Origin of the sequence: Vibrio sp. D431a (assembly GCF_030248655.1) — a bacterium.
GTDB lineage: Bacteria > Pseudomonadota > Gammaproteobacteria > Enterobacterales > Vibrionaceae > Vibrio > Vibrio alginolyticus.
The window spans coordinates 1-21,802 of sequence record NZ_JAHGAP010000023.1 but is presented as its reverse complement, the minus strand read 5'-3'; the positions used below and the strand labels follow the sequence as shown (position 1 = coordinate 21,802).

The following is a 21,802-nucleotide window of genomic DNA, read 5'->3' as shown; positions in this document are numbered from 1 at the left end:
ACATTCTTGGCTCTAATTGCGTTGTAAACATAATGTTAAATTGTAATGACTGGTGAGACTCAAATGCTGACGATCCAGTGTTAGAGATAACTTGCTTAGTTAATGCTCCTGAGCTGATTAGACGAGAAAGACAAGTAAGAGGTGAAGAGACTATGATGAATCTTGCTGCTGCGTTACAAAGAAATGCTGCGAGTAAACCAGATAAAACGGCGTTGATATGTGGCACTGAAAAGATAAATTATGCGCAGTTTGATGCGATCGCCGGCAAGATCGCAGCGTCTTTAATCAATAAAGGCGTAAAGCCAGGTGACCGCGTTGCGATTTCATGCCCAAACATTCCTTTTTTCGCGTTTGTTTATTATGCAATACAAAAAGCTGGCGCGGTTGCAGTCTCATTAAATGTGCTTTTGAAAGCGCGAGAAATTAAGTATCACTTAGAAGATTCAAAAGCGAAGTTTTATTTCTGCTTTGAAGGGACGAAAGAACTGCCAATGGCAAAAGAGGGTGTCAAAGCCTTTGAACAAGTCGATACATGCGAAGGCATAGTCGTATTGACTCAATCTCAAGATGAAAGCTATTGGAATGGTGTAATAACTCTCAATGCGTTTATAGCCGATGTCCAACCGTTGCCGGATTATATACCGCGTAATGCGGATGATACTTGTGTGATTTTGTATACATCAGGGACGACAGGCTTACCAAAAGGCGCTGAGCTGACTCAGCAGAACATCATAATGAACGCTCTGGTGGCACAAAACATTATGGGCAGCCAGGCCGATGATATTCACTTAGTAACTTTGCCTTTATTTCATACATTTGGTCAAACCGTCCACTTAAATGCTAGTGTTTTGGGCGGGGCAACATTGGTGTTAGTGCCTAGGTTTGAGCCTAAACATGTTCTTGAGCTGGTGGAAAAACATAGGGTGACGATATTTGCTGGTGTGCCAACGATGTACATCGGTCTGCTTCACGTGCAGCATCAATTTGATACCTCGTCATTGCGTGTTGCAGTAAGCGGTGGTGCGCCGTTGCCAACCGAAATCTTTCGAACCTTTGAAGAAACATTTAATGTGCCGATCTTAGAAGGATACGGGTTATCGGAGACAAGTCCTATTGCATGTTTTAATCATTTGGATCAGGAGCGCATACCAGGCTCGGTAGGTCAACCGGTTCAAGGTGTCGAAGTAAAAGTTATCGATATTGAAGGTAATGCACTACCGATAGGCGAAGAAGGTGAGATTGTTGTGCGTGGTCATAATGTTATGAAGGGATATCTTGACCGCCCAGAAGTTACTGAATCTGCGCTACAAAATGGTTGGTTCCATACTGGTGATGTGGGCCGCTTTGACAGTTCAGGTAATTTATTTATTGTCGATAGAATGAAAGATCTGATCATTCGAGGTGGATTTAATGTTTATCCCAGAGAAATTGAAGAAGTTTTCATGACTCATCCTGCAGTTTCAATGGTAGCGGTGATAGGGATTCCAAATGAAGAGTATGGCGAAGAGATAAAAGCCTACGTTGTACTTAAACCAAAAGAATACATTGACGCCGATTCATTACAAAAGTGGGGTAAAGAGCAATTAGCCTCGTTTAAATATCCTCGTTATGTCGAAATTCGTGAACACCTCCCGATGAGTGCGACAGGAAAGATTTTGAAACGTGAGTTGAAATCTGAATTGAATATAGCTTAGTCAATTCAATGGTTTTTGTGTCACAGCGCCACTTGCCTAAGTGCAAATGGTGTTGTGCTCTTGACCAATTAGATGCATAAGGTTTTTAGCTATCGTTAGACAATACTTACCGTTTGTTGAATGGATCTATTGCTCGAGTTCTTTAAAGTATTCTTCTAAGCGTTTCGGATTGGTAATGGTTACTGAGCCATAGTTTAGCTCTAGCATCCCAATACTTTCTAATCGTTTTAGTATCTTGTGTACGCTCTGACGAGTTAGCCCCATCATGTTAGCGATATGTTCTCTTGTTACCCTGACAACGCATGGTCGAGTATCGATCGCTTGATTAAGTTGGTATTCAGCAAGCAGCAGCAACCTTTTGGCGACTCGTTCTTCAATTCCTCTAATCGCGTCATCTTCGATAACAGAAATAGCAGACCATAAACGGCGGCTAAGTAAGTCGAGTATAGTGGGGTAACTTTGAGGGTATTTGGCGAGTAACTGGCGAAATTTATCTCCAGGAAGCTCCATTACAGTCACGTCCGAATGCGCGGTCGCACCAAAAATACGAGGCATACCGGGAGAAAAAACATTGTCTCCAAACCAGCCACCAGCTTCGAAAATCATCAGTGTGACTTCTTTGCCTTTTGAACTAATTGAGTTCACTCTCACTGCACCTTGAGCTATGACCATAAGAGAAGATTGAAGTGCACCTTTATTGCAAATCAGTGCTTTTTCGTCGAAGCAGCGAACCTTAGTCATTTGCGCTGCTTCACTAAGCCCTTTATCTGGCAGCCCTGATAGTACAGGACATTTGGCTAGCAGTGTTTTGACTTCTTCCATGTAGCAACCTTACTGCACATTGCTTTATTGAGTGAGTTAAGTTACCCAAGCTTAACACTCTTTGAGTGCTCTGCTTGAGATAGATTTGGAAAGTGCGGGCGTTGAACAAAAAATGACGTGGTATAAACGCGATAGTAAGAAAACGCCCACTAAACATAATGTTAAGCGGGCGTTGTTGTGTCATATCAAACTGAAATTATTTTTGAGTGGCAGCTTTCATTGCAGAAACGAATTCACCTAGCTTGTCGAGCATAATTTGTGGCTGATCAACGTTCGCTTCAATGATTTTGACCACGGCTGAACCAGAAATTGCACCAGCGGCGCCAGATTCTAGTGCTTGTTTCACCTGTGCAGGCTCTGAGATGCCAAAACCAAGTAGTGCTGGTGGCGCATCAAATTGGTTCAGTCTATCCAGCATATGACCTACAGGCATGTTTGCTTTGGTTTCTGCGCCAGTAACACCTGCACGAGAGAGTAGGTAAGTGTAGCCGCCACCTAACTCTGATACTTGCTTCAGTGTTTCGTCACTTGCCGTTGGTGGTGCGATGAAGATTGGGTGAATACCAAACTTCTCTGCAGCCGCAACGAACTCAGTACTTTCATTAGTTGGTACGTCTGCAATCAAAACAGAATCGATGCCTGCTTTTGCACAACGCTCATAGAAGTTTTCGATACCACGAGAGTAAACAAGGTTCGCGTACATCAGAAGGCCAATAGGTAGCTCTGGGTACTTAGCTCGGATCTTACCAATTTGTTCGAAGCAGATATCCGGTGTTGCACCTGAATCTAGCGCGCGAATGTTAGCGCCTTGAATTGTCGGACCATCTGCCAGTGGATCAGAGAATGGGATACCCAGCTCTAAAGCATCTGCACCGGACTCCACGAGCGTTTCCATGATTTGGTAGGACTGCTCGGCGTTTGGATCGCAAACCGTTACGAACGGTACAAACGCGCCTTGGTTCTTTTCGTTTAGGCGCTCAAACATCTTTTCATAACGGCTCATTAGATCGCTCCTTTTTCTTCTAGGATGGCATGTACAGTGAAGATATCTTTATCACCACGACCAGATAGGTTAACAACCAGTAATTGCTCTTTTTCTGGATTCTCACGTGCCATACGTAGTGCTTGTGCCACGGCGTGAGAAGATTCAAGAGCAGGGATGATGCCTTCATGGCGTGCAATCTCTTGGAATGCTTCTAGTGCTTCATCGTCTGTCACGTTGTCGTATTCAGCACGGCCAATTGCGTTTAGGTGTGCGTGTTGTGGGCCAACTGAAGGGAAATCAAGGCCAGCAGATACCGAGTAAGACTCTTCTACTTGACCGTTTGGATCTTGCATCAATGGCGCTTTCATACCGAAGAAGATGCCTGTTTTACCATGCTTAAGTGGTGCACCGTGCTGGTCAGTATCGATACCTTTACCTGCTGGCTCAACACCAATTAGGCGAACACTTTCTTCTTCGATGAAGTCAGCAAACATGCCGATAGCGTTTGAACCACCGCCCACACATGCGATAACCGCATCAGGAAGACGACCTTCACGTGCCAAAATCTGATTCTTCGTTTCTTCACCAATCATGCGTTGGAAGTCACGCACGATGGTTGGGAATGGGTGAGGACCTGCCGCTGTACCTAGTAGGTAGTGCGCGTCTTCATAAGTTGCAGACCAGTCGCGTAGCGCTTCGTTACATGCATCTTTAAGTGTCGCAGAGCCCGAGTGGACAGGGATAACTTCTGCGCCCATTAGTTTCATACGGAATACGTTCGGGCTTTGACGCTCAACGTCTTTTGCACCCATGTAAACGCGACACTTAAGGCCAAGTAGCGCACACGCTAGTGCAGTTGCTACACCGTGTTGGCCTGCGCCTGTTTCTGCGATGATTTCGTTTTTACCCATGCGTTTTGCAAGCAGCGCTTGACCCAACACTTGGTTGGTCTTGTGCGCGCCACCGTGAAGTAGGTCTTCACGTTTTAGGTACAGTTTGGTTTTCGTACCTTTGGTTAGGTTACGAGTTAGAGTCAAAGCCGTTGGACGGCCCGCATACTCTTGAAGAAGCGTCATGAATTCGCTGCGGAATTCTGGATCTTCTTGCGCGTCGATAAACGCTTGCTCTAGTTGCTCCAGTGCTGGAACTAGAATTTGCGGAACGTACTGACCGCCGTATTCGCCAAAGTAGGCATTCAGTTTTGCCATCGTTATATTCCTTCTCGTATTTTTCGCTACGAATAGCTTTAAATTTTTTAGCTGATATCCAGCTTTAGTAGTTGCGAATAGCAGTGAATGCCGCGAGCAACTTCTGTGAATCTTTTTTGCCTGGTGCGCTTTCTACACCAGAGTTTAAATCTAATCCCAAGCAACCTAGTGTCGCTGCTTGTTGAGCATTTTCTGGCGACAGTCCGCCCGCTAGCATAATTTGACTTGGGTCGCCGATCAGTGACCAGTCGAACACTTGACCAGTTCCGCCAGTTTGAGTGCCAACTTGCGCATCTAATAAATGGCGATCAATGTTGTCTGCTAGCAGTTCTGGCTTGGCATCAGCAACGCCGTAAGCTTTCCAAATTTCTACCGTTGCTGGCAGTTCGGCTTTGAGTTGGTTTACGTAAGCTTGGTCTTCTTGACCGTGCAGTTGCACCGCTTTTAAACCCAAAGAGGTGACGACAGAAGCAACAAAATCGATATCGTGATTTTGGAAAACGCCTACATAGTTCAGTGGAGCACCGCTCATGGTTAAGCGAGCACCTTCAAGGTCAACCGCACGCTTCGACTTCTCGACAAAAATCAGGCCACCAAATACCGCGCCAGCTTGATATGCTTTTGCTGCGTCATCTGGATGCGTTAAGCCACACACTTTGTTTTCGCCTAACGTCACTTTACGTACTGCAAGTTCAAGGTTGTCTTCCGCCATCAGTGAACTACCAATCAAGAAGCCGTCTGCGTATTCCGCTAAATCACGAACTTGTTGATGTGTATAAATGCCAGATTCTGAGATTACTGTTGCGTTAGGAGCCAGTTCGCGAATTGTCGGTGCCAGTTCTTTAGTACGATTCAAATCAGTACTTAGGTCGCGAAGGTTACGGTTATTAATGCCGATAACGCGTGCGCCTAGCTTAACTGCACGATGAAGCTCTTCTTCGTTGCTGACTTCGGTCAAGATACCCATGTTCAGGCTGTGCGCTGCTTCCTCTAGCGCTTTGTACTCTTCGTCATTAAGGACAGAAAGCATCAGTAGCACGGCATCAGCACTGTAATGACGCGCTAGGTAAACTTGGTAGGTATCTACCATGAAGTCTTTGCACAGAACCGGTTGTTTGACTTGACCACGCACTTGAGGAAGAAAGTCAAAGTTACCTTGGAAGTACTTCTCGTCTGTTAGGACTGAAATCGCATCAGCATGGTTGTTGTAAACCGATGCAATGTAATCCAAGTCGAAGTGATCACGAATCAAACCTTTAGAAGGAGATGCCTTCTTACATTCGGTGATGAAGGTCGTCTTTTCGCCACTCAGAGCATCGTAGAAGCTGCGGTCCGATGGAAGCAAATCAGACTGAAATGTGCTTAGCGGTTGAGACACCTTACGGTCTGCTACCCACTGATATTTGTCGCGGACAATTTTCGCCAGTACTTCTGCCATTTCTGCTTCTTTCTTAGAAACGTGTTCAGACAGGTTGTCAGCTTGCTGAGTGTTGAAGTCAGTCATGTTCTTCAATTCCTTAAGCGTGTGCGGCAAGTTGTTGTACCAATTGGTACGCCTTGCCTGAATTCATTGCCTCAATCGCTTGTTGCGTGTTGGCTTTTAAATCTTCGTGGCCGAATAGACGCATTAGCAGAGCAACGTTCACTGCCACTGCACCCAATTGTGCGTCTGTACCTTTACCCGTCAGGATATTGGTAATGATCGCTTTGTTTTCTTCAGGATCGCCACCTTTGATTGCTTCTAGTGGGTGCGCTTCTAGACCGAAGTCTGCTGGTGTTAGCGTGTACTCAGTGATCTTGCCGTCTTTGATTTCTGCAACCGTTGTTTCGCCATGAATCGCGACTTCGTCCAAGCCACTGCCGTGAACTACAGCGGCGCGCTTCATACCCATTTGTAGCATGGTTTCTGCGATAGGACGAACCAGTTCTTCACTGTAAACGCCCATCAATTCGATGTTAGGACGAGCAGGGTTAATCAGTGGGCCAAGAATGTTAAAGATGGTGCGTGTTTTCATGGTTTGACGCACTGGCATCGCATGGCGCACACCACCGTGGTATTGAGGTGCAAATAGGAAAGCAACACCGATATCGTCTACCGCTTTGCGCGTATCTTCTGCGCTCATAGCTAGGTTGATACCAAATGAATCAAGAAGGTCAGAAGAACCCGATTTGCTTGAAACGCTGCGGTTACCGTGTTTCGCTACTTTTAGACCACATGCTGCAGCAACAAACGCCGCAGTGGTTGAAATGTTGATGGTGTTGTGACCGTCGCCGCCAGTACCTACGATATCCGCGAAATCATAATCTGGACGAGGGAATGGGTTTGCGTTTGCCAGCAGTGCTTTTGCCGCGCCTGCAATTTCGTCTGGCGTTTCGCCTTTGATTTTTAGTGCAGTCAGCGCTGACGCCATCAAAATTGGATCTAGTTCACCACGGATAATGATGTCGAATAGCTGTTGGCTCTCTTCCTGAGTAAGCGATTCTTGCTCGTACAGTTTGGTAATAATAGGGTTGATGATTGCTTCCATATTTCCTCTCATAAATTTCTTATGTGCCAAGTGCTTTTTAAGCAGTGAGTGGGTTCGCTGAAGTTTGTTCTTCAAGTGCCCATTCAATGGCATTGGCCAACAGTGTTGCTCCGTAGGTCGTCATAATAGATTCCGGGTGGAATTGGAACCCGCAAACTTTATCTTCTTCATGTACAACAGACATTACCAAGTCATCCACTTCTGCTGTGATGGTTAGGCTCTCAGGAACCTTGGTCGCAACCAGCGAGTGGTAACGTGCAATTGCAAGTGGTGATGGTAGGTTTTGGTAAATCGCATGGTTTTGGTGCTCCATCATAGAGACCTTACCGTGAATGATTTCGCCTGCGCCAGCAACAGTACCGCCGTACGCTTCAACAATCGCTTGGTGACCAAGACAAATGCCGATCATCGGCACTTTGCCTTTCATACGTTGGATAAGCTCTGGCATTGAGCCTGCCTCTGAAGGTGCACCAGGACCTGGTGATAGCAGAACCACTGGGTTTTCAAGCTCATTTACCGCTTGTTCAATGGTTTCTGCTGGGATGTTGTTTCGGTAAATCTTGACTGAGTGACCTAGCGAGCGGAATTGATCCACAAGGTTGTAGGTGAACGAGTCAAAGTTGTCGATAAAAATGATATTAGCCATCTCTGAACCCTATTCCTTATTGTGACTTATGCGCTGCTTGGATAGCAGAGATTACCGCTTGTGCTTTGCCGCGCGTTTCGTCTGCTTCCGCTTGTGGATCAGAGTCGAACACCACGCCTGCACCAGCTTGAACTTGAGCAATACCGTTCTCAACGTAAGCTGAGCGGATCACGATACATGTGTCGAGTGTGCCTTCACCGGTAAGGTAACCCACAGCACCGCCGTAGCTACCGCGTCGTGCGCCTTCCACATCACGAATCAACTGCATTGCACGAATCTTTGGTGCACCAGTGAGCGTGCCCATGTTCATACATGCTTGGTATGCGTGCAGCGCGTCTAGGTCTTCACGCAGTTGACCAACCACACGAGATACCAAGTGCATTACGTGGCTGTAGCGGTCGACTTTTAGAAGGTCTGCTACGTGGCGAGTACCAGCTTGAGCAATACGAGCGACGTCGTTACGTGCCAAGTCAACCAACATCATGTGTTCTGCGTTTTCTTTCATGTCGGTGCGCAGTTCAAGTTCGATGCGGCTGTCTAGGTCGAAATCAATCTCGCCGTTAGGGCGCTTACCGCGGCGACGAGTGCCTGCGATTGGGTAGATTTCAATTTGGTTGGTATCGGTTTCATACTTAAGCGCGCTTTCTGGTGATGCGCCAAACAGAGTGAACAGCTCATCTTGCATGTAGAACATGTAAGGGCTTGGGTTACTTTGTTTCAGTTCTTTATAAGCAGCCAGTGGAGAAGGACAAGGTAGAGTGAATCTACGAGACGGTACAACTTGGAATACATCGCCTTTCACTACGAACTCTTTTAAGTCGCGAACGGTTTGGCAGAAGTCTGCATCAGACACGCTAGGTTCTACCGTTACATCTGTTATTTGCTCTGCACTCGGCAACAGTTTTGGCGCTGCACATTGGGCGCTAATTTCTGCAATACGAGTCTCTAACGCTGTTTTCTCTGAACCATCAACAAACAACGTCGCTTGAAGCTGGCAAGATTCCGTTTGATGGTCGACAACAAGTAGTGTTTCCGCGACGTAGAAAACGTAATCTGGACACTGATTTGTTGCTTCGGCATTACCAAGCGGCTCAAAGTTTGCGACTAAGTCGTAGGCAAACAGACCACCAAGGAAAATTGCGTGTTTGTCTTGCTGTGAAATATCAAAACTATGCTGAACCAAACGCAGCGCATCGAAAGAAGAGGCTTCACGTAGGCGAGAGTCTTCATCTAACGTGTCGCATGGCTGGTTAAACCGCAAAGTTAGCGTTTCGCCATCGAACTTGCTCTCAACGTCACCACGGATGTTCTGGTTTAGGTGAGACAGTAGGTTTTTACCGTTATTGGTCAAGGCGTGCATGCTAACGGTATGGCCGAAGCAAACAATGCGAACCGCTGAATCTACGATCAGCAGGGATTTTAAATTTTGCTTTGAATCGATCTCAGCAGATTCCAGCAATAGGCTGTCAGTTTTGTTCTCACATAGTGTGTGGAACAAGCGAGTCGGGTCTTGAGTATAAGGGACGGAAGCCGTTAGCACTTCAAGCTGTCCAAGTTTCTTAATTTCAATGGCCTTGTTCACAAGACCTCCTTGTAGCTGTTTAAATCTTCCTGCCGTACATAGTCGCATAAAGCAAACGTTCTCCCAATCTAGAGTTGGCTATATTCGATTAATGTTTAGGCAGTTGAATGTGAAATGAGCAACAAAACAAAAAAGCCCGCTTAAGTAGCGGGCTTTACAACGTTTGGTTCTATAAACTAGAAGTATACGTTTGCCCACCAAGAACTAGTCCAAGTGCGCCACCAAGCAAGATCTGATGAGTTTGCCTTATTAAGACAAACCGCAACTTTCGCTTTTTGGTTTTGGTTAAATTCTTGTAACATGGTGAACCTTAAATTACGTACTTTGTATTTGTGTACTAGTTAACTAGTGCGAGAGTAAAAAGTCAACCCCAAAACGGCATTAAAACGATAAAAATATGAGAATTGATTTACATAGTCACACCACTGCATCGGACGGTCGGTTAGAGCCTAAAGATTTAGTGGAAAGGGCGCTGAGTTTTGATATCGAGGTTTTGGCGATCACTGATCACGATACGGTTGACGGTTTGGCGTTAGCTAAGCAATACGTTCAAGATAATAATTTGCCGATAAAAATCATCAATGGCATTGAGATATCGACCGTCTGGCAAAACAAAGACATTCATATTGTCGGCCTGAATATCGATCCGGAAAATGAACAATTATCTGCCCTCATAGAACAGCAGAAGCAGCATCGCATAACACGATCTGAGTTAATTGCAGAGCGACTACAAAAAGCAACTCGAGTAGGTGTGCTTGAAGAGGTAAGGCAAATCGCCGGTGATGCTCCAGTGACAAGAGCGCATTTCGCGAAATGGTTGGTAGATAATGGTTACGCAAAAACCATGCAAATGGTGTTTAAAAAATACCTAACGCGTAATAACCCAGGTTATGTACCACCGAATTGGTGTTCGATGAAGGATGCGGTTGATGCTATCCATGCGGCTGGTGGAATGGCGGTATTAGCGCATCCTGGTAGATATAAGTTGACAGCGAAGTGGATTAAGCGTCTTCTAGCAGCGTTTGTCGAAGCGGGTGGTGATGCGATGGAAGTTGCACAGCCACAGCAAGCGCAACAAGAAAGGCGCAACTTGGCTGATTATGCTATACAATACAAACTATTAGCCTCTCAAGGCAGTGATTTTCACTACCCATCACCGTGGATGGAGCTAGGAAGGAACCTATGGTTGCCTGCTGGCGTCGAACCAGTTTGGAAAGATTGGGGAATAGATCCTTCGTTGAATAATACTCAGTAATACGAAGTCGAGAACCCATAAAAATATAGAGCCGAGAGGCTCGATAATGAGGAATTACAATGAGCCAGTTTTTTTACGTTCACCCAGAAAACCCACAGGCTCGCTTGATTAATCAAGCAGTAGCAATCATTCGTAACGGCGGCGTTGTGGTTTACCCTACTGATTCAGGGTACGCACTTGGCTGTCAGTTGGAGAACAAACAGGCACTGGAACGAATCTGTCAGATTCGTCGTCTGGATGATAAGCATAACTTTACTTTACTGTGTCGTGATTTGTCGGAGCTTTCTCTCTATGCGCGAGTGGATAACTCTGCATTCCGACTGCTGAAAAATAACACACCAGGTCCTTACACCTTCATCTTCAAAGGTACTAAAGAAGTACCGCGTCGTTTGATGAATGCAAAACGTAAGACCATCGGTATCCGTGTTCCAGACAATCAAATTGCCTTGGACTTGTTGGAAGCATTAGGTGAGCCGATGATGTCTACATCGTTGATTCTACCTGGCAGTGACGTAACAGAATCTGATCCAGAGGATATTCGCGATAAACTAGAACATGCGGTTGATGTGATTCTTAATGGCGGTTACTTAGGTGAACAACCTACGACTGTAATTGACTTTAGCGAAGGTGAACCTGTTGTGGTTCGTTTGGGATCTGGTGACCCTGCACCATTCGAATAGTAGACGCACACCACCGTCAAACAAAATAGGAGGCATCGCGCCTCCTATTTTAGTTGTCATATCGAATATCTCATTGAACTTAACTGATTGAGGTTAAGCGAAATCGAAAATGTCGATACCATTTTGTTCTGCATAGTTGATGTATGCAGAGCTCACACCGTTTAGTGTCACTTCAACATTGTATTCATCACTTGAGAATACTGCCCAGCCACATTCATTGTAAGATAAAGTCAGATCATCCGCTGAATCCAAGAACGTATCTCGAATGCCATCGTTATCAGTGTCTCGGCCCATATCAAAGACAAGTTTGTCATGGAAAATATTAAAATCGACAATGTCGGCTTTAACATCAATATCGTTGGAAGACACTGGCTGATCAGGTACACCAATAGCCAGGCGGTTTGTAAGCACGAAGGTGTCGTCTCCACAGCCACCGCTCAGTACTGATTCACCATCACCAACAACGAGCGTGTCGTTACCCCAGCCACCACTCAAGTAGTTGTTGCCTGAATAATCAAAAATTGTGTCGTCGCCACAGCCACCAAAGAGTTTGTCGTTTCCTAATCCGCCGGATAGGAAATCGTTTCCAAAACCGCCAGAAACAAAGTCGTTACCTCGGCCACCAAGCAAGGTATCATCTCCCCAGCCACCGAAGACAATATCATTACCTCCGTATCCTACAAACTTATCATCACCACAGAAGCCGAAGAAAATATCGGTTGTTTCAGAGCCTTTTGTGCCTGTCATATCGTCATCTTGAGATGTCCCAAAAATCCAATTTAGGTCGAGATTTAGCATAGACATTGTTCTATTCCTTTTTGTCTGATTTATGCCAATCGCCGAGAGTGCAGAGCGAACCGAGTGAGTCAGAGTACACGATAGCATTAGTGTTATTTTTGATGTGAACTAATGACTTAAAGACAATTTTTGTCTTGTTACCCACGACCTTGCTTTGCTATGAGCGCTCATTGTCTGCGGTGATTGGTATTACTTAGCAGCAAACAGGGACGGCTTATTCTTCGTTGCTTTCTAGCAATACGAACAGTAAACACACCCCAAGTGGTTATTGTTGTAACCCTGACAATTTTATCAGGTACCGCGTGGTTAAAGTGGTTCAGGAAGACCGATATTAGTGGGATTCTCGTTGAGCAATGCCTGCTTTAAGTAGTAAAAAAGTTGCAGAATAGGACAAATATTTCGGTCATTTTTGAAGTGAATTTTGGTGTGGAGAATGGCGCCGATTTAGCTTACATTAACTAAGAAAGTTACGTATAATGTCCGACCGAAAAATCCCACTGAAATGGGTAAATAGCAAAATACAGACCAATCCTGGTCTAGACGTCTGTGAAGACGACACATAGGTAGATAAATGAGCGAAAAGTTACAAAAAGTATTAGCACGTGCTGGTCACGGTTCTCGTCGTGAGATTGAATCGTTAATTAAATCTGGTCGCGTTAGCGTGAACGGTGTAGTCGCTAAGCTTGGTGAAAGACTTGAAGACGAGAGCAGCGTAGTTCGTATCGATGGTCACATTGTCTCTGCAAAGATTCAAGAAGAAGTGATTTGTCGTGTACTTGCGTACTACAAACCTGAGGGTGAACTGTGTACTCGTCACGATCCAGAAGGTCGTCGTACTGTTTTTGATCGTCTGCCAAAAATTCGTGGCTCTCGTTGGATTTCAGTTGGTCGTCTGGATGCGAACACTTCTGGTCTTCTACTTTTCACAACGGATGGTGAACTGGCGAACCGCTTAATGCACCCAAGCCGCCAAGTTGAACGTGAATACCTAGTACGTGTGTTCGGTGAAGTAACTGAACAGAAAGTTCGTAATCTAGTAAAAGGTGTTGAACTGGAAGACGGTTTAGCTCGCTTTGAAGATGTTGTTTACGCGGGTGGTGAAGGCATGAACCACACGTTTTACGTTGTTATCAACGAAGGTCGTAACCGCGAAGTTCGTCGACTATGGGAATCGCAAGAGTGTACCGTTAGTCGTCTGAAACGTGTTCGTTACGGCGACATCTTCTTAGACAAGAAACTGCCTCGTGGCGGTTGGATGGAGCTTGACCTGAAAGAAGTAAACTACTTGCGGGAGCTTGTAGAGCTTCGTCCAGAGAAAGAAACCATGCTTGATCTGAACAAAGACAACACGTCACGCAAACGTGAGCGTGCACGCAGCCAAAAAATTCGTCGCGCAGTTAAGCGCCATGAAGAGCGTGTTAACACGCCAAAAGGTCGCAGCAACAACCCTTCTCGTCGTAAGCCGAAGAAGACTGCTGGTGACCAAGGCGCACGCAACAAGCATCGTTAATCGATAGCAAAACATCAGAAAGGCTTGCCAATTCGGCAAGCCTTTTTCTTATCTGTTACATAACAAAAGGATCTAAAGCCTATATAGAGCAGGGTGCTTTGTATAAACAAATATCTCAGCTAGACGAAAACAACAGATAAAAAAATACCAGCACTAGGCTGGTATCTTTGTTCATGATGAAGAAACGTTAATCGCGTTTCCAAAGCATATGGCAGAACTTATGTTCAGGGTCTCGGCTGATTAGCATACGAGCAAATACGTCATCAAGAACGTCATTTTCCTCATTTACTAGGCCGATACGAACCTCTGCATATACTTCTTTGTCGATCTCGAAGCCAACATGTTCAACCCAGTCATCACCGGTTTCAACAAGTTCTGCGGCACCACGATCTTCAAATTGCGCAGTAAACAGAATCACGTCAGCAGGCTCTAGGTTATCTGGAGCCATCTCAAGGAAAATGTCGTACGCTGCGTCGATGACGTCGTCGTAAGAAATCAAATCAGACATGCTTATGCTCGGCTCATGTATTTACGTTCAGCTGTGTTAATGATAACTCGGTCACCAGTTGCAATGTACTCAGGAACCTGGATGACAAGACCTGAAGCGAAGCGTGCTGGTTTAGTACGAGCAGATGCAGAAGCACCTTTGATTGAAGGGTCAGTTTCTTCAATCACTAGCTCAACAGAAGATGGTAGTTCAATACCCACTGCAGCACCGTTAACAAGGATAATGTGGATACCTTGTGTATCTTCGTTGATGAACAGCATGTCGTCTTCAACTTCATTGTGCTTGAATGTGTATTGTGAGTAGTCTTCGTTATCCATGAAGATGTGCTCATCGCCGTCAGCGTATGAGTACACAACTGCACGTTTGTTCATTTCTACCGTTTCAACAACGTCATCAGACTTGTAACGCTCATCTACACGTGCGCCCGTGTTTAGATCTGTACAACGCATTTTGTAGATTTTAGCGCCGCCACGACCGCCAGGAGTCGTTACTTCGATGTCTTTAACTAGAAGAGTTTTACCATTAGACTCGATTGCGAAGCCTTTTTTGATTTCACTTGCCTTTGGCATTGTATATTCCTATTCATACTTATTAAGCAAAACTCGGTGATTATAGCGCTAAGTTAGCCGCCTAGCATTAAAATTCATTGCAGAAATTTGTTGTTACTCCCATGACTAAACACCTGAATGGACTTGATTCAGTGAGTCGGCTAAGAGAACATATAGTCCAACTTCTTGAACCATCTGAGAACACGTTTTAAGTCATGTCTCTGCCTGTTATCGATCCTAAACAACCATTTCAACCAGAGTTTGCGCCTTTAATTAGGGAAGTCACCGCTTGTCTCAAAGGTGGACTGGGGCAAAACTTACACAGCGTTTATGTATACGGTAGTGTTGCTCGTAAAACAGCGATCGCAGGAAGGTCGAACTTAGACCTGGTTGTCGTTACTCAATCATCCTTTGAGCACAATCGCGCGACTTTGCTCAACACAATTAAGTGGCGTGCGCAGCAGAGTTACTCTCAAGTTAATGGTGTATCGGTCCGTACAGCCTTAGTGAGCGAAGTGGCTAATTTAGATAGTATTTTTACTTGGGGCTTTATGCTTAAGCATTGCTGTGTCTGTGTTTACGGTGATGATCTAGCAGAATGCTTCGGTGATTACGTCCCAAGTTGGGAAATTGCTAAGCACTGGAATATGGATGTGGAAGATTGGATTACGGTGTATCGCAAAAAAATCGTACAAGCGAAGACGATAGAAGAGCAGGTGGCCGCCCAGCGCGTGATTGCAAAAAAGTTACTAAGAGCGTCATACTCTTTGGTGATGTATCGAGATAAACGTTGGTTTGATGACCCTATACAATGTGGCAAGGTATTCTTAACTTATCATCCTGAAAAGCAGCTTGAGATCGAGCGGCTAGAAATTTTACTTTCTGGCCGGGGTATTCCCAAGCGTTCTGTTATCGGGCTAATTGATGCGTTTGGTGATTGGTTAGTCAAACAGTACCAGAAAACAGAGTTTCGTATCGGCTAAAACAACCCCATTTGTGGCGCTGAAAGCCTGTCAAAGTCCGTCCCAATGAAAGGGAGAATCGCATCCGCAACGGGTTTGAGTTGTTTATCAATGTAATGTTGATAATCAATCGGGCTATTGAGGTACTCATAAGGTTCAGGGCCGTTCACGGTAATAATGTATTCAATTCGCCCTTTGTTTTGATACTGTAATGGGCGGCCAAGCTTGGCATTTATCTCATCGGCTAAACGAGCTGCACGCACTTGTGGCGGGACGTTCTTCTGATACTCATGCAGTTTTCTTCGCAGTCGCTTTTGATACACCAACTGTTCATCAAATTCACCGTTGTTAGTTTTCTCAACCATCTCTCGGACATAGTCGCTTGGATCTTCACCATGGAAAATCATGCTATAGAGTGTATTTTGAAATTTCTGTGCTAACGAGGTCCAGTCAGTACGGGCACTTTCTAACCCTTTAAATACAATCCGTTCTTGCTCTCCTTCACCGATTAAACCCGCGTAGCGCTTTTTCGAGCCAGTTTCTGCGCCACGAATCGTTGGCATAAGGAATCTGCGATAATGGGTTTCATACTCGATTTCCAACATAGATGTTAGGTTGTACTCAGAACGCAGGTGTTCTTGCCACCAAGAGTTGATGTAATCAACTAATTGATTTCCAACAGCGTCAGCTTCTACTTGACTGTATGGTCGATTCAACGACACGAATGTGGAATCCGTATCGCCGTAAATCACTTGATATCCTTGCTCCTCAATCAGCACCTTAGTTTGCTTCATGATTTCATGTCCGCGCATGGTAATACTAGAAGCTAACCGAGTATCAAAGAAACGACATCCCGATGAGCCCAGTACGCCATAAAAGGAGTTCATGATGATTTTGATTGCCTGAGAAAAAGCTTTTTCATTGTTCTTCTTTGCCACATCACGTGCTGCCCAAAGCTTTTCAATCATTTCTGGTAAAAAGTGTTTCGTACGATGGAACTGCCCACCGCGAAAGCCAGGTACAGCCTGATTTTCTTCTTTTCCAATATCGAGCAATAACCCCTCAACTAAACCCATAGGATCAATCAAGAAAGAGCGAATAATCGATGGATATAGACTCTTAAAATCCAATACTAAAACAGAATCATATAGGTTAGGGATGGAGTCCATCACGTAACCGCCGGGGCTGGCAATCCAATTTTCAGGGTGTAGGTTCGGAGCAACGTAGCCTGCTCGGTGTATCTGAGGCATGTATAGGTTTGTGAATGCTGCAACCGAACCGCCGACACGATCCAGTTCGACACCAGTGAGACGAGAGCGCTCTATTGCAAAGTCGAGCAGGTGAGTGTGATTGAAAATCTTATTCACTAACACGCAGTCTTGTAAATTATATTTAGCCAGCGATGGTTTGTCGGAGCGGTACATACGATTGATCTCATCCATGCGGTCATGAACGTTGTGGATTTCTTTCCCTTCCCCTAAGAGTTCTTGAGATACAGACTCTAATGACCAAGACCGAAAGTGATAAGTCGCCGTTTTTAACGTATCGATACCGTCCATTACAACTCGCCCTGGAATGGAAATAAACCCTTGTTGGCTTTGAGATGAACTTCTGAAAAAGCTGGCTTGGTCTGCTCTACCAAGCATTAGCTTCATGTTGTGCCATTCTGCTCGTTTGTGTAGTAGACGAAAGTCAAAATCAATGACGTTCCAACCGACAATGACATCGGGGTCGAATTGTTTAAACCAAACGATGAGTGCTTCTAGAAGCGCTTTTTCATCCTTAACCCATTGTATCGGTGTCTCCGAAGGTTCTGGTTCTCCGATCATGATAACGCGGGAATCCATGACGCTGTCTAATCCGATTGAGTAAAGAATGCCTTTCTCAGAGCATTCTAGATCTAGCGAGACAACGTTTAACTTCGGCTCATATTGCCCCGAACGGCATTTTGCGCTCTGGACGCGTTGGTAGCCATTGGTGCGAGTCACATTGCCTGTAAACTCGATACTGCCTTTGATAAAACGCTCCATTAGGTAGCGATCGGCGAGGCGAATATCACTTTCATACGTAGTGATATCTTTTTGAGCGAATGTGTCTTTGAGTGCGAGAGCGTCTCTGGTTACATTGGTATAGCAGGCAGCAAGAGGCGTATGTTCAAACGTTTTGAGATCCAAAAGGCGGATGTCGACGAATATGTTTTTTTCTCGTGCGAGTGTCTTTGCTTGCTCTGAGTGTTTCTGAGCGATGAAAAATACTGGCTTCTCACCATTAATAAGTAACTGAGTAGGACCTGCTTCTGTCGAAAGCCACAACTCGATTTGAGTTTGACCTTTGATGTCTCGTGCCTGTCGAGTAAGCAGAAAGCCTTGTTGGATATTCAAATGTGAGAAACCTTAGAAAACTTGAAGAACGTTAGTTTAACACTAAGAACTGTAAAAATAACCAGTAAAGAAAGCGTCTCAAATTTTTGCTGGAATTAGTGATTACAAGTTAGTCTTTGGTGCAAGAGGGACAGTGTCATTTTAAGTTATAGCGTGTTTCTCTGGGCAATATGAAACCTAGTTACTTGATTTATTGTACTTAATGTTGTTAATTGTCTTTTCTTAGATTTCGGTTCTGCTCATCACGCTCTAAAATAATAGAGTGGTTTATGAATAAGTTCTTGCTAAAGTTTGCGTTTCAGCACATATTCATAGAAAGCAATTTTTTGTCGATTACGTTAGTATATAGGCAGTCATACTGATATCCACATTTAACAAATAATGGTTATGTGGGTGCAGAACCAATACAAAGTGTGGAGATACAAGTTTGATAAATGTTTTCCTTGTAGATGATCACGAGCTGGTTCGCACAGGGATACGACGTATTATTGAAGACGTCCGTGGAATGAACGTAGCAGGAGAAGCTGACAGCGGTGAAGATGCAGTAAAATGGTGTCGCAGTAATCATGCTGACGTCGTTTTAATGGACATGAACATGCCAGGAATTGGCGGCTTGGAAGCCACTAAAAAAATTCTTCGCGTGAATCCTGATGTGAAAATCATCGTACTTACCGTTCATACAGAAAACCCGTTTCCAACCAAGGTGATGCAGGCAGGTGCGTCTGGTTATTTAACCAAAGGTGCTGGCCCTGACGAAATGGTGAATGCGATTCGTGTAGTTAATAGTGGGCAGCGTTACATCTCGCCAGAGATTGCGCAGCAGATGGCATTGAGTCAATTTTCTCCAGCCTCTGAGAACCCTTTTAAAGACTTATCCGAACGTGAATTGCAGATCATGCTTATGATCACCAAAGGCCAAAAGGTAACGGATATTTCTGAGCAACTTAATTTAAGTCCAAAGACAGTCAACAGCTATCGCTACCGACTCTTTAGTAAATTGGACATTAATGGTGACGTTGAGTTAACTCACTTAGCGATTCGCCACGGAATGCTGGACACCGAGACCCTTTAGCGTGAATCCTCCTTTCGATTCGGCTTCCTTTCTCAAGACAGTAACTCATCAGCCCGGCGTTTACAGAATGTACAACGCCGAAGCTGTTGTAATCTACGTAGGTAAAGCCAAAGACCTTAAAAAGCGCCTTTCAAGCTACTTTCGAAAAAAAGTAGACAGTGAGAAAACTCGCGCGCTTGTCAGTAATATCGCCAAAATAGACGTCACGGTGACTCACACTGAGACAGAAGCGCTGATCTTAGAGCATAACTACATCAAGCAGTATTTGCCGAAATACAATGTGTTGCTGCGAGATGATAAGTCTTACCCTTATATCTTTATTAGCGGTCATAAGCACCCACGGCTTTCTATCCACCGTGGCGCCAAGAAGCGCAAAGGTGAATATTTTGGCCCCTACCCAGATTCTGGTGCAGTAAGAGAAACATTGCATTTGCTGCAAAAGATATTTCCTGTGCGCCAGTGTGAAGACACTGTCTATTCCAACCGAACGCGCCCATGTTTGATGTACCAAATTGGTCGTTGTGCAGGACCATGCGTTAATACCATCATTTCTGATGAAGAATATGCAGAGTTGGTTGGCTTTGTGCGCATGTTTTTGCAAGGCAAAGATCAGCAAGTACTCAAACAGTTGATTGAGAAAATGGAAGTTGCCAGTCAGCAATTGCGCTTTGAAGATGCCGCTAAATTTCGCGATCAAATCCAAGCGATTAGGCGTGTTCAAGAGCAGCAGTACGTCTCAGAAGACAGCATGGATGATATGGATGTACTCGGGTTTGCTCAGGAGAATGGTATCGCGTGTATCCATATCCTGATGATACGCCAAGGCAAAGTGCTTGGTAGCCGTAGCCATTTTCCGAAAATCCCACAAAATACAAGCCAGCAGGAAGTGTTCGATAGTTTTCTGACTCAATACTATTTGAGCCATAACGAAGCACGTACAATTCCTTCTCGTATTATTTTGAATCAAGAGTTGGCAGAAGATATTGCGCCAATACAGAAAGCGTTAAGTGAAGTGGCAGGCCGTAAGGTTCATTTTCATACGTCGCCAACTGGCTCTCGAGCAAGGTATCTCAAGCTTTCGAACACGAATGCACTAACGGCGATTACCACCAAAATCAATCACAAGATGACAATTAATCAGCGTTTTCATGCGCTTCGCGAAACATTGAAGTTGGAGTCTATAGCTCGAATGGAATGTTTTGATATCTCCCATACGATGGGGGAAAGCACGATTGCGTCATGTGTGGTGTTCAACAACGAAGGCCCCGTAAAGCAAGAGTATCGTCGCTACAACATTACTGGGATTACCGGTGGTGATGATTACGCAGCAATGGGACAAGCGTTGGAGCGCCGTTATTCGAAGCAATTGGACGTAGAGAAAATTCCCGACATCATCTTTATCGATGGCGGCAAAGGTCAGTTAAATCGTGCGCATGACATCATTTCGCAATATTGGGGGGATTGGCCAAAGCGTCCCATCATGATTGGTATTGCAAAAGGCGTTACTCGCAAACCAGGTTTAGAAACGCTGATTACAGTCGATGGGGAGGAGTTTCATTTACCAAGCGATGCTCCTGCGCTGCACCTTATCCAACATATTCGTGATGAAAGCCATAACCATGCTATAGCGGGGCACCGTGCTAAGCGAGGTAAAACCAGACGTACGAGTGCACTCGAAGGGATTGAGGGAATCGGCCCTAAACGACGTCAGGCGTTACTCAAGTACATGGGTGGGTTACAAGAACTTAAACGTGCAAGTGTCGAAGAAATCGCCAAAGTACCGGGAATAAGTCACTCTTTAGCAGAAATTGTTTTCCAAGCATTGAAACAATAAGGAAAATCGCGCAACATTAAGCCGCAATGTGTAAGAGAATAATAAAATGCGTTTGAATATCCCGAACATTCTGTCTCTTCTTAGACTGTTCCTAATCCCTGTTTTTGTGGTTGTCTTTTATCTACCTTATTCATGGGCACCGTTTGCAGCAGCAATGGTGTTTTGGGTAGCGGGTTTTACTGACTGGCTTGACGGCATGTTGGCTCGTAAACTTGGCCAAACTTCTCGTTTTGGCGCGTTTATTGATCCTGTCGCTGATAAAGTGCTAGTGGCAACGGCATTGATTCTAATCACGGAACATTATCATTCAATTTGGGTGACCATTCCTGCGGTAACGATGATTGCGCGAGAAATCATTATCTCAGCATTGCGAGAATGGATGGCTGAAATCGGTAAGCGAGCAAGTGTTGCGGTATCTTGGGTTGGCAAAGTAAAAACTGTTTCGCAAATGTTCGCCTTATGGGTGTTGATATGGCGTTACGATGAATGGATGGTTTGGCTAGGCTTTGCGGCCTTGTATGTGGCAACTTTCTTGACATATTGGTCAATGATTCAATATTTGGCTGCTGCGAAAGACGATCTGTTGAATGAAGAGCACCATTAAATTCTGATGTTAGAAAGCAGGCTTAATAGCCTGCTTTTTTGTTTTCAGCCCTAAACCACCTACTTCAGTAGGTGGTTATCATCCGTTTCGGCTTTGCCTGTAAAACTACTCATGTTAAATGCGTCTTTGATTTTTCCAGAAGTCAAAGAGGACAAATAACATGAGTAGATACAATCAAGCTTCCC

General features: G+C 44.8%; 20 protein-coding genes and 1 other annotated feature. Of the genes, 8 read left to right on the top strand and 12 right to left on the bottom strand.

Going from position 1 to position 21,802, the window contains the following annotated elements:
• The first annotated feature begins 152 nt into the window (after nt 1-152).
• Nucleotides 153-1,694 (top strand): long-chain fatty acid--CoA ligase, encoded by a 1,542-nt coding sequence (locus tag KJB35_RS18575; protein ID WP_268207227.1) that lies wholly within the window; start codon nt 153-155, stop codon nt 1,692-1,694.
• 126 nt (nt 1,695-1,820) lie between these two features.
• On the opposite strand, the gene KJB35_RS18570 is transcribed toward KJB35_RS18575, so the two are convergent.
• The 8 genes from KJB35_RS18570 to KJB35_RS18535 form a co-directional block, all read right to left on the bottom strand.
• Entirely contained in the window at nt 1,821-2,516 is a 696-nt protein-coding gene (locus KJB35_RS18570; protein ID WP_005376777.1) for a Crp/Fnr family transcriptional regulator, read from the bottom strand.
• A 196-nt stretch (nt 2,517-2,712) separates the two neighbouring features.
• Complete coding sequence (gene trpA, locus KJB35_RS18565; RefSeq protein ID WP_213908139.1) at nt 2,713-3,519, bottom strand: tryptophan synthase subunit alpha; 807 nt, start codon at nt 3,517-3,519, stop codon at nt 2,713-2,715.
• On the bottom strand, nt 3,519-4,709 hold the full coding sequence (gene trpB / locus KJB35_RS18560) for a tryptophan synthase subunit beta (RefSeq protein ID WP_213908138.1): 1,191 nt from the start codon (nt 4,707-4,709) through the stop codon (nt 3,519-3,521). Before trpB ends, trpA begins: the two co-directional genes overlap by 1 nt.
• A 64-nt stretch (nt 4,710-4,773) precedes the next feature.
• Complete coding sequence (gene trpCF / locus KJB35_RS18555) at nt 4,774-6,213, bottom strand: bifunctional indole-3-glycerol-phosphate synthase TrpC/phosphoribosylanthranilate isomerase TrpF (RefSeq protein WP_213908137.1); 1,440 nt, start codon at nt 6,211-6,213, stop codon at nt 4,774-4,776.
• A gap of 13 nt (nt 6,214-6,226) precedes the next feature.
• A complete protein-coding gene (trpD, locus tag KJB35_RS18550) occupies nt 6,227-7,237 on the bottom strand; it encodes an anthranilate phosphoribosyltransferase (protein ID WP_009700797.1) in 1,011 nt (336 codons plus the stop codon).
• 37 nt (nt 7,238-7,274) lie between these two features.
• The gene (locus KJB35_RS18545) at nt 7,275-7,883 is read right to left on the bottom strand and encodes an aminodeoxychorismate/anthranilate synthase component II (protein WP_005434961.1); all 609 of its coding nucleotides are present in this window, start codon (nt 7,881-7,883) and stop codon (nt 7,275-7,277) included.
• 16 nt (nt 7,884-7,899) lie between these two features.
• A complete protein-coding gene (locus KJB35_RS18540) occupies nt 7,900-9,465 on the bottom strand; it encodes an anthranilate synthase component 1 (RefSeq protein WP_054866145.1) in 1,566 nt (521 codons plus the stop codon).
• A gap of 126 nt (nt 9,466-9,591) precedes the next feature.
• Nucleotides 9,592-9,695, bottom strand: a sequence feature (Trp leader region).
• Nucleotides 9,642-9,767, bottom strand: a complete 126-nt coding sequence (locus tag KJB35_RS18535; protein ID WP_005376787.1) for a trp operon leader peptide — start codon at nt 9,765-9,767, stop codon at nt 9,642-9,644. (Overlaps the previous feature by 54 nt.)
• A gap of 95 nt (nt 9,768-9,862) precedes the next feature.
• On the opposite strand from KJB35_RS18535, the gene KJB35_RS18530 reads away from it, so the two are divergent.
• The gene (locus KJB35_RS18530; protein ID WP_005386777.1) at nt 9,863-10,720 is read left to right on the top strand and encodes a PHP domain-containing protein; all 858 of its coding nucleotides are present in this window, start codon (nt 9,863-9,865) and stop codon (nt 10,718-10,720) included.
• Nucleotides 10,721-10,779: 59 nt separating this feature from the next.
• On the top strand, nt 10,780-11,400 hold the full coding sequence (locus KJB35_RS18525; protein WP_005376791.1) for an L-threonylcarbamoyladenylate synthase: 621 nt from the start codon (nt 10,780-10,782) through the stop codon (nt 11,398-11,400).
• Between the two features lie 93 nt (nt 11,401-11,493).
• Here the strand turns inward: KJB35_RS18525 and KJB35_RS18520 are convergent, their stop codons facing one another.
• On the bottom strand, nt 11,494-12,204 hold the full coding sequence (locus KJB35_RS18520) for a calcium-binding protein (protein ID WP_005376796.1): 711 nt from the start codon (nt 12,202-12,204) through the stop codon (nt 11,494-11,496).
• A gap of 565 nt (nt 12,205-12,769) precedes the next feature.
• Between KJB35_RS18520 and rluB the strand changes: the two genes are divergently transcribed.
• Complete coding sequence (gene rluB / locus KJB35_RS18515) at nt 12,770-13,708, top strand: 23S rRNA pseudouridine(2605) synthase RluB (protein WP_005376798.1); 939 nt, start codon at nt 12,770-12,772, stop codon at nt 13,706-13,708.
• Nucleotides 13,709-13,895: 187 nt separating this feature from the next.
• Here the strand turns inward: rluB and KJB35_RS18510 are convergent, their stop codons facing one another.
• The gene (locus tag KJB35_RS18510; protein ID WP_005376800.1) at nt 13,896-14,216 is read right to left on the bottom strand and encodes an HI1450 family dsDNA-mimic protein; all 321 of its coding nucleotides are present in this window, start codon (nt 14,214-14,216) and stop codon (nt 13,896-13,898) included.
• Between the two features lie 2 nt (nt 14,217-14,218).
• A complete protein-coding gene (gene yeiP / locus KJB35_RS18505; protein WP_005376801.1) occupies nt 14,219-14,785 on the bottom strand; it encodes an elongation factor P-like protein YeiP in 567 nt (188 codons plus the stop codon).
• A gap of 194 nt (nt 14,786-14,979) precedes the next feature.
• Between yeiP and KJB35_RS18500 the strand changes: the two genes are divergently transcribed.
• On the top strand, nt 14,980-15,747 hold the full coding sequence (locus KJB35_RS18500; RefSeq protein WP_170890390.1) for a nucleotidyltransferase domain-containing protein: 768 nt from the start codon (nt 14,980-14,982) through the stop codon (nt 15,745-15,747).
• On the opposite strand, the gene KJB35_RS18495 is transcribed toward KJB35_RS18500, so the two are convergent.
• Nucleotides 15,744-18,107 carry a DNA polymerase II gene (locus tag KJB35_RS18495; RefSeq protein ID WP_042522809.1) on the bottom strand — a complete coding sequence of 788 codons (2,364 nt, stop codon included), beginning with the start codon at nt 18,105-18,107 and terminating at the stop codon, nt 15,744-15,746. The genes KJB35_RS18500 and KJB35_RS18495 overlap by 4 nt on opposite strands.
• A gap of 427 nt (nt 18,108-18,534) precedes the next feature.
• Between KJB35_RS18495 and uvrY the strand changes: the two genes are divergently transcribed.
• From uvrY to pgsA, 3 genes are read left to right on the top strand one after another with little or no spacing between them, the layout of a single operon-like run.
• Nucleotides 18,535-19,179 carry a UvrY/SirA/GacA family response regulator transcription factor gene (gene uvrY, locus KJB35_RS18490; RefSeq protein ID WP_005386783.1) on the top strand — a complete coding sequence of 215 codons (645 nt, stop codon included), beginning with the start codon at nt 18,535-18,537 and terminating at the stop codon, nt 19,177-19,179.
• A gap of 1 nt (nt 19,180) precedes the next feature.
• Entirely contained in the window at nt 19,181-21,013 is a 1,833-nt protein-coding gene (gene uvrC, locus KJB35_RS18485; RefSeq protein WP_213908136.1) for an excinuclease ABC subunit UvrC, read from the top strand.
• Nucleotides 21,014-21,059: 46 nt separating this feature from the next.
• Nucleotides 21,060-21,617: a CDP-diacylglycerol--glycerol-3-phosphate 3-phosphatidyltransferase gene (pgsA, locus tag KJB35_RS18480; protein WP_005394805.1), complete on the top strand. Its 558-nt coding sequence runs from the start codon at nt 21,060-21,062 to the stop codon at nt 21,615-21,617.
• Nucleotides 21,618-21,802 lie beyond the last annotated feature (185 nt).